The sequence below is a fragment of the Spirillospora sp. NPDC049652 genome (assembly GCF_040675125.1).
Classification (GTDB): domain Bacteria; phylum Actinomycetota; class Actinomycetes; order Streptosporangiales; family Streptosporangiaceae; genus Spirillospora.
The window spans coordinates 1-6,892 of the sequence record NZ_JBFAOF010000351.1; the positions used below are offsets into that span (position 1 = coordinate 1).

The 6,892-nt window shown below is 72.5% G+C and carries 4 protein-coding genes and 1 pseudogene; 1 reads left to right on the forward strand and 4 read right to left on the reverse strand.

Going from position 1 to position 6,892, the window contains the following annotated elements; translation table 11 throughout:
- Nucleotides 1-253, forward strand: a pseudogene (locus tag AB0J52_RS21745) (hypothetical protein); the annotation flags it as partial.
- On the opposite strand, the gene AB0J52_RS21750 reads toward AB0J52_RS21745, so the two are convergent.
- The 4 genes from AB0J52_RS21750 to AB0J52_RS21765 all read right to left on the reverse strand — a co-directional run bounded on the left by AB0J52_RS21750 (nt 220) and on the right by AB0J52_RS21765 (nt 6,568).
- Nucleotides 220-912 (reverse strand): TetR/AcrR family transcriptional regulator, encoded by a 693-nt coding sequence (locus AB0J52_RS21750; protein ID WP_500183593.1) that lies wholly within the window; start codon nt 910-912, stop codon nt 220-222. The pseudogene AB0J52_RS21745 and the gene AB0J52_RS21750 sit on opposite strands and share 34 nt — an antisense overlap.
- Before the next feature lie 128 nt (nt 913-1,040).
- Nucleotides 1,041-2,072 carry an alpha/beta hydrolase gene (locus AB0J52_RS21755; RefSeq protein WP_500183595.1) on the reverse strand — a complete coding sequence of 344 codons (1,032 nt, stop codon included), beginning with the start codon at nt 2,070-2,072 and terminating at the stop codon, nt 1,041-1,043.
- Nucleotides 2,062-4,668, reverse strand: coding sequence for an MMPL family transporter (locus AB0J52_RS21760; RefSeq protein ID WP_500183597.1), 2,607 nt, complete (start codon nt 4,666-4,668; stop codon nt 2,062-2,064). Before AB0J52_RS21760 ends, AB0J52_RS21755 begins: the two co-directional genes overlap by 11 nt.
- Nucleotides 4,669-4,750: 82 nt before the next feature.
- A complete protein-coding gene (locus AB0J52_RS21765; RefSeq protein WP_500183598.1) occupies nt 4,751-6,568 on the reverse strand; it encodes a fatty acyl-AMP ligase in 1,818 nt (605 codons plus the stop codon).
- Between the last annotated feature and the right edge of the window lie 324 nt (nt 6,569-6,892).

The following is a 6,892-nucleotide window of genomic DNA, read 5'->3' on the forward strand; positions in this document are numbered from 1 at the left end:
GGACGTGAGCGCCGCCGGACCGGTCGTCCAGCGCGAGCGGCTGCGGTTCCTCGACGGGATGCGCGGGATGCTGGGCGGCCCCGGGCCCGGGTCGCTCCCGGACGTCGTCCGGGACGCGATCATCGGCGGCATCTACGGGACCGTCTACAACCGCGTCGCCGCGGGCCGGACGCAGGAGCTCCCCGGCCTCGCCCCGGCCCTCGCCGAGTTCGCGCTGAGCTACTTCGCGATCTCCGACGCGGTCTCCATGTAGCGGGCCGCCTCCCGGCGTCCGACCAGCGGCATCAGCGCGAAGTAGGTGAGCTGCGGCAGCAGGTCGGGCAGGCGCGTCGTCTCGCCGTTCTCGATCTGCACGTAGATCGAGCTGTAGACGCCGCCGACCACGGCGTCCGCCACCACGGTCGGCACCGCGACCTCGCCCGGCCCGGCGAAGAACGCGCGGAACCGCTCCATGCACTCGATCCGCGCACGGCGGACGCGCGGGCCCGCCGCGTTCACCTCGACCATCGCCACGCGCGCGAACGGCGGCGCGTCGGCGAGCATGGACAGCACGGCCCGCAGCGCCGCGCGGATGCCGTCCGGCCAGGTCGGCTCGGCGGCGAACGCGGCGGCCATGCCGTCCAGCACGATCGCCGTGCCGCGCTCGTAGGCGGACAGGAAGCAGTCGTCGATCTCGGTGAAGTGCGTGTAGAACGTCTTCTTGGTGACGCCCGCGGCCTCGGTGATGCGGCCGATCGTCGCGCCCGCGTAGCCGCGCTCGGCGACGACCTGGACGAACGCGTCGATCATCCGGTCGCGCTGGATCGCCGCCACGGTCTCCGGCGGGAGACCGTGCCGCCCGGGCTTGATGGCACGGTCGGGCTCCAGCGCCGACCGGGTGCCGGGCAGTGGCGTTTCCGGGGGCCCAAGCATGGCGTCCGCGTGCTCCTCCGCTCACGAGCCGTCGCGCCCACCCTACTTCCTGGACGTGCCGGAACGCGCCCCCGAGGCCGGGGCCGGGCGGCCGCCGGACGGACGGGCGGCGGCCGCCGGCCGGGAGGTCAGCGGACGGGCTTGGCTCCGATGGACTGCATGATCTGCGGCCACGCGGTGTGCATCTCGCGCTTCCAGTACGGCCACGAGTGGCGGCCCGGCCCGTACATGTGCGCGGTGATCGGGACGTGCAGCTTCCGCGCCTGGGTCACGAAGTCCTGCACGGTCGGGTTGATGGCCTTCTCGCTGAGGTAGCCGAGGTCCCAGGGCTTGGTGCCGGGCGCGTCGAACGGGCCGGGCTCGCCGTTGCCGACCGACACGTAGAACTTCGTCCCGCGCACCTTGGACAGCAGCTTCACCGGGTCGTGCGCGTCCCAGTTCGCCTGGTGGACGCGCGGGATGCCCCAGATCGCGTTCGGGTCGGTGCCGGACCGCATGTTCGTGTACAGCAGCAGCGCGGGGATGCCGGGCAGGCCCATCGAGAGCACGCCGCTGAAGCACCCCGCGAACCGGAACGTGCCCGGGTACCGTCCGGCGTACGTGCACGCGCCCTGCGCGCCCGACGAGATGCCCATGACGGCGCGCGACGCGCCCGCGTGGTAGTTCCGCTCGACGAGCTGCCGGACCTCCTTCATGTGGAAGTCCTCCCAGCGCGGACGGCCGCCCTTCCCGTAGTTGAACCAGTTCGTGTACGAGCCGTTCGAGCCCTCCGGCATCACCACCATCACGCCCCACTTGGACGCGACGGCCTGGATGTCGGTGCTGCGCGTCCAGGAGACGTAGGTGTCGTTGCCGCCGTGGAAGGCGTACACGACCGGCCACGCCTTCGGGGAGGTGTACTTCCAGCCCTTCGGCAGCAGCACCCGGACGTTGCGCTTCGCGCCGAGCGCGGGCGAGTCGACGGTCATGTCGAAGGCGGTCTTGCCCTTGTTCAGCCACTTGTACGAGGCGATGGACGCCCCGTCGTCGGCCTTCTTGAAGGACGCGGCCTCGGCGGTCCCGGCGGCGCCGAGGGGCGTCAGCAGCCCGCCGGCGACCGCGGCGACCGCGGCGGCCCTCGTCATCGTGCGGGAGACTTCGCGACGCGGCTTACGGGTCATCGTTCTCCTTGACGGTGTTCCAGCGCCAGCCCGAACCATCGTGGTTGGGCACTATCTCACGTCTGGTGCCGGAGGGACGGGTGGTATCCGGGTCCGGCCGTCCCGTCGCCCACGGCCGCCAGGGGCCTTGGGCGGCGGTGCCGGACACCGGTTCTGACGGGTTCGGGCGTTGGCCCTCGGACGCCGGGGTGCTCTTCCAGTCCACGGCGATCGGCGCCGGCGCGGGGGCCGCCGCCGGACGCGCCGCGGGGCCGGCCGGAGGCGGCGCGTCGTCGCGTTCCCGCAGGTCCAGGGCCGCGTGCAGGCCGGACAGGAAGCCGGGCAGCCACCAGTTCGCGCGTCCCATGAACCGCATGGTGGCCGGGACGAGCAGCGACCGGACGAGCACGGCGTCCACCGTGACGGCGACGAACATGCCGACGCCGATCAGCTTGACCACGGTGATCCCCGCCATCGAGAACCCGGCGATGACGACGAGGAACAGCAGCGCGGCGCTGGTGATGATCGAGCCGGTGTGCTGCATGCCGCGCGCGACGGCGGCCCGGTTGTCGTGGCTGCGGTCCCACTCCTCGCGGATCCGGGAGAGCAGGAAGACCTCGTAGTCCATCGACAGGCCGAACACGACCGACAGGATGAGGATCATCGAGGTGGCCTCGACGCTGCCCGTCGGGGTGAAGTCCAGCACGCCCGCCAGGTGGCCGTACTGGAAGCCCCAGACGATCACGCCGAACGACGCCCCGATGGACAGCACGTTCATCACGATCGCCTTCAGCGGCAGCACGACCGAGCCGAAGAACAGGAACAGCAGGACGAACGTCGCGACGCCGACGAACAGCGCCATCTTCGGCAGCGTGCGCAGCAGGCTGGACATCAGGTCCATCTGGCCCGCGGTGCTGCCGCCGACGTCCACGTGCATCGGGACGCCGTCCTTGGAGACCGACAGGCGCCGGATGTCCTTCACCAGGTCCTGGGCGTGCTGGTCCAGCGGCGCGTACCGGTGCGTGACCGAGATCCGGACGCCGGGGTAGTCGCCCGCGTAGCCGGTGAACTTGGCGTCCGTCACGCCCGGCATCGCGGCCAGCCGCTTCCGGAACGCCTCCAGGAAGGGCGGGATGTTGTCGCCCTTCTTCGACGGCGCCCAGTGCCGGGGCACCAGGTCGCCGGACAGGACGACGTCGATCGGCTCGGCCGTCTGGTTCGGGAACTGGCTCTGGACGGTCTGCAGCACCCCGCGCGACGGGCTGTCCTTCGGCAGCACCCGCGCGTCCACGCCCCCGAACTGGACGTGCAGGAACGGCCCGAACATCACGCCGAGGATCACCACGACGGCCGCGAAGTACGGCAGCGGCCGCTTCATGACGCTGTTGCCGAGCCGGAACCAGAAGCCGCCGTCGGGGTCGCGGCGCGCGCCCGCCCGCCGCCACGGCATCCGGCCGAACTCGACCCTCGGGCCGAGCAGCGCGAGCATCGTCGGCAGCAGGACGGTCGCGCCGAACACCGCGACCAGCACGGTCGCGATCCCGGCGAGGCCGATCGTGCGCAGGAACATCTGCGGGAACAGCAGCAGGCCGCCGAGCGCGGCGGAGACCGTCACGCCGGACACCATGATCGTCCGGCCGGCGGTGGCGAGGGTGCGGCCGAGCGCGGCCCGCACGACCGGCCCGAGCGCCCGCCTGTACTCCGTGCGGACGGCGCGCCGCTCGTCCCGCGGCAGCGCCCGGTACGCGGCCTTCGCGGCCTTCCGCGCGGACCGGTCCGCGCCCTGCCTCCACGGCTTGCCGGGCGGCAGTCCCGCCGCCCGCTGGCCGTGCTCCAGCTCCTCGCGGAACCGGCTCACGACGAACAGCGAGTAGTCGATCGCGAGGCCGACGCCCATCATCGTGACGACTTCCAGCGCCATCGAGGTGACGTCGGCGACGTAGGTCACCACGTGCAGGATCGCGAGCCCGCCGAGGATCGAGAACACCGCCACCACCATCGGCAGCAGCGACGCGGTCAGCGCGCCGAACAGCATCACCAGCAGCAGGAACAGCGGGACCGCGGTGATGGTCTCGGCGCGCACGATGTCGGTGACGACCTGCGTGCCGAACTCGGTGCCGAGCGGGTACGCGCCGCCCAGCCGGGTGTCCAGGCCGGGCGCCTTCAGGTGGTCCTTGACCGCCAGGTAGCTCTCGTTGCGCTCGGTGTCGCTCGTCCCGGCCATCTTCAGCGTGACGATCGTCTGGCGCCGGTCCCGCGAGGCGAGGTTGTCGGCGTCGGCCTTCTTCGCGAACGACCAGTACGAGATGATCTGGCCGACGTGCGCCCTGGGCAGCCGCGCGACCGTCGAGACGACCGCCGCCTGGTAGCGCGGGTCGTCCACGGTCATCGTGTCGCTCTTGTACAGGACGAGCACGTCCGGGTTGGTGCTGCCGAAGTAGGTCGCGCCCAGCTTGGCGACCGTCGTCGAGGACGCCTTGGGGTCCTCGAACCCGCCCTGCTTGAACTTGGTCAGCACGCCCGCGCCCCAGAGCGCGGCGAACGTGGTGATCAGCAGGATCAGGACGAGGCTGGTCCAGCGCTGCCGTTGGATGAGACGGCCCAGCCCGCCGAGCATGATCCTCCCGATGTCGTTCGCTTCCGTCCCGGGTTCCGGGAGCCGGTCCCCGCCGCGGGGAGCCGCCCCCGGTTCGGGGAGGTTATCCGTGCGCCGCCGTCCGGGCGGCCAGCCGGGCCAGCTTCGCCCCGGTGGTGGGGAGCTCCCCGGCGAGGTACCGCTGCCGGGTGGCGGCCCGGGCGATCTTGCCGGACGAGGTGCGCGACACGCCACCCGGCTCGATCAGCACGAACTCATGGACGCTCATCTCGTGCTCGACGTTGACCGCGCCGCGCACCGCGTTCTCCACCTCGGCGAGGTCGAGCCGCGCGAGCGGCACCCGCCGGTTCCGCTCGGCGACGACCACCAGCAGCTCGGTCTCCTCGCCCGGCACGGCGAACGCGGCGACGTGGTCGGCGCGGACCGCCGGGTGCGCCTCCTCCGTCGTGAGCTCGATGTCCTGCGGGTAGTGGTTGCGGCCGTCCACGATGACGAGGTCCTTGATGCGGCCCGTGACGTACAGGCCGCCCTCGTGCGCGATGCCGAAGTCGCCGGTCCGCGTCCAGGGCCCGGCGGGCAGGTCGCCGGGCTCGGCGAGCCGCCCGCCGAAGACCTCCTGGCTGCGCTCGGAGTTGCGCCAGTAGCCGGGCGCGGTGTTCGGGCCGTGCACCCAGATCTCGCCGACCACGCCGTCCGGCTGCTCCAGCCGGGTCTCCGGGTCCACGATCGCGACGATCTGGCCGACCGGGCGCCCGCAGCAGACCAGCGGGTTGGCGTTCGGCGCGTCGTCCGCCACCAGGACCGCGCGGCCCCGCGTGAGCGCCTCCCGGTCCACGGTGATCACCTTGGGCGGGGCGTCCTCGGCCGCCGCCGACACGAACACCGTCGCCTCCGCGAGCCCGTAGCCGGGGGCCTGCGCGCCCGCCCGCAGCCCGGCGGGCGCGAGCTTGTCCGCGAACGCCCGCAGCGTCGCCGGACGGATCGGCTCGGCCCCGTTCAGGCACGTGACCAGCCCGGACAGGTCCAGGCCGGCCAGCTTCTGCGGCGTCGCGTGCTCGACGACGTACTCGTAGGCGAAGTTCGGCGCGGCCGTGTAGACGTTCTTGTTCGGCCGCTCGGCGATCAGCCGCATCCACCGCATCGGGTTCATGACGAACGCCATCGGCTCGGTGTAGATCGCGTGGTCGCCGTTCACCAGCGGCAGCGCCATCGTCGCGATCAGGCCCATGTCGTGGAACAGCGGCAGCCAGCTGACCAGCTCCGGGTCCGGCCGCTCGGGCGCCCAGCCCGCCCACAGCTGGCTCGCGTTCGCGGTGACGTTCCCGTGCGTGATCTCCACTCCGGCCGGACGGCGGGTCGAGCCGGAGGTGTACTGCAGGTAGGCCAGGTCGTCGAAGCCGATCGGCTCGTCCGCCCACTCCTCCGCCAGGGACACGTCCACGTCCTCGGTGATCACGATCTCCCGCGGCCGCGGCACGTCGTGGTCGGCGAGGAACTTCTCCACGTGCGGCAGCGCGCCGCGCGAGGTGACCACGACGGCGGGCTCGGAGTCGGTGTACGCGCCGACCAGCCGGTCGGCGTAGCCGGGCAGGTCCGGCGAGAACAGGGGGACGGCCACGACGTGCGCGTACATCGCGCCGAGCATCGCCATCATGTAGTCGAGCGTCTGCGGCAGCAGCAGCGCGGCCCGGTCCCCCGGCTCCGCCGCCCGGCGCAGCCGGGTCGCCATCGCGCGCGCCCGCCGGTCGGTCTCCGCCCAGTCCAACGTCGTCCTGGTGCCGGCCGGGTCGGCCGCGTACTCCACGAACGTCCAGGCCGGGGCGTCCGGCTTCTCCCGCGCCCACCGCGCCACCCGCTGCACCAGCGGGACCCGGCCGGAGCCGCCGGGCGCGAGTTCGGGAAGCAGCGAGCCCAGTGCCATGGAACCAACTCCCGGGGGGATGGGCCGGACGGCGCCCGCGGGGGCCGGTACGCCGCCGGCGGGCGTGCGTGCCGCCCGGCGGATCGCCGGTGTCCCGGCGGGCGCGTTTCGGTGGCGGCAAAGATCGTGCAGCGTGAAAGCTACCGGATGGTAGCCGGAGGGGGCATCACTCCCGACGCACATTACCGCCGTCCGGCTTTGTCACTCCGGTGACAAGCACACCTGACCGGAATGTGTGCCGGGACGCGTGTTCGCGTCGGGACCGGACGCGCCCGTCGTATCGCCGCGTCCCGGCAGGTCAGGGCGGCGCGTCAGGTCAGGAAC